Raw genomic sequence first — 1455 nt, 5'->3', positions numbered from 1 at the left:
CGCGCCCCCGGCCTGATGGAAGCCCCCTATCTGCAAGGTTTCCACGGGGGCGATCCCGGTCTGCACCGACTTGCCTGCCATCGCAGTAACGTGACCATAGGGCTGATATTTCATGCCGTGGCGCGTTGCCCACCTCGCGTCCAGCGTTGTCTCCGGGGCCCCGGTGTCGAGCACAGCCATAAGCCGGTGACCGTTCAGCACGATCGGGATGATGACGAGGCCATCGTCATCGCCCTCCATATCGATCCACTTGTTCTGTGCTTCGGGATCGATCGAAGCCACGCCACGTCCCGATGGGAGCACCGGGGTGCTCGGTCGCTTTTGAGCGGGAACCGGCATGGCCGTGAGGGTGGCCAGGATAGCCATCAAGCAATAGGCTGAAGTTCGTCCCGGCATTATGTAGCTCCGCTATATCCGCGCCCAATGCTTACGCCCTGAGAGCCTCTTGTCATCTGGCCTCGCCAAATCTTTTGCGGGAAGGGGATAAGGCGAAAGCCCCCCTCACCCCAAAATCGCGGCGATATCCATCGGTCGCCCGTCGCGGCGCAATTCTACCGTCACGCGCGGCTCGACGCCCCCGCGCCCCCGCCCTGCCCGGCCGAGTACCGCGCCCGCCGCGACATGCTGACCGGGTTTGACCGCGATGGCACCCAGGCCCGTCACCAGGCTGGTCCAGCCGGTGCCGTGATTCAGGATGACGATCCCGCCATAGCCACGAAACGCACCCGCATAGCGGACCTCGCCGCCCGCCGGGGCGACGACCGGGGCGTAGGGCACCGTCGACAGGGTGATGCCGCGCGCCCGAACACCCGAATCCGAAATCTCGCCGAAGCCGCCCGCCACCTTGCCCTGCACCGGCAGGCGATAGGTGCCCGGCGCGATCGCCGGTCCCATGACGCCCGCCCCAAGCGGGCGCGAGACGGGGCCGGGCAGCGCCAGGAGTTCGCCCGCTGTCGCCCGCGCCTCGCCGCGTTCGGCCATGCGGTCGACGATGTCGCGCGCTGCCTCGCCCAGCGCTAGCGCGCGGTTGGACTCGTCGATCGCCACCTGCCCCAGCGCCTCGGCCCGGCCGCGATGACTGGCCTCCAGCCTGGCAAGCGCCTGACGTTCGCCCTCCAGCTTGGTGGTGGTCGCCGCGAGCGCGCGCGCCGCCACCGTCACTTGCGCCCGGACGCGGCGGGTGGCGGCCAGTTCGGCGCGGACGGTCGCCGAACGCTGGGCGATGACGGGGGCGACGGTGGCGAAGACCGCGCGGACATGCGCCAGATCGGCGACCGAGCCGGGTTGCGCGACCGCCGCCACGGGGGGACGCGCGGCCATGCTCTGCATCGCGGCCAGCAGATGCGCGAGCGGTGCCTCCGCGCTGGCCAACTTCGCCTGTTGCCGCTCCAGCAGCCCGGCGACTAGATCGACGCGCGCGCGGGCCGACTGGCCATTGGCGACCAAGTCGATCCT

Annotated in this window: 2 protein-coding genes; both read right to left on the bottom strand. The window is 69.8% G+C overall.

Going from position 1 to position 1455, the window contains the following annotated elements:
• A partial coding sequence (locus tag U1700_RS14495) for a retropepsin-like aspartic protease (RefSeq protein WP_332753400.1) occupies nucleotides 1-282 on the bottom strand: 282 nt, incomplete at its 3' end.
• Nucleotides 283-501: 219 nt separating this feature from the next.
• On the bottom strand, nucleotides 502-1455 hold a 954-nt coding region (locus tag U1700_RS14490), incomplete at its 5' end, for a murein hydrolase activator EnvC family protein (protein WP_332753399.1).

This window comes from Sphingomonas sp. RB1R13 (assembly GCF_036663775.1).
GTDB lineage: Bacteria > Pseudomonadota > Alphaproteobacteria > Sphingomonadales > Sphingomonadaceae > Sphingomicrobium.
This window is presented reverse-complemented; position numbering and strand designations above follow the sequence as displayed.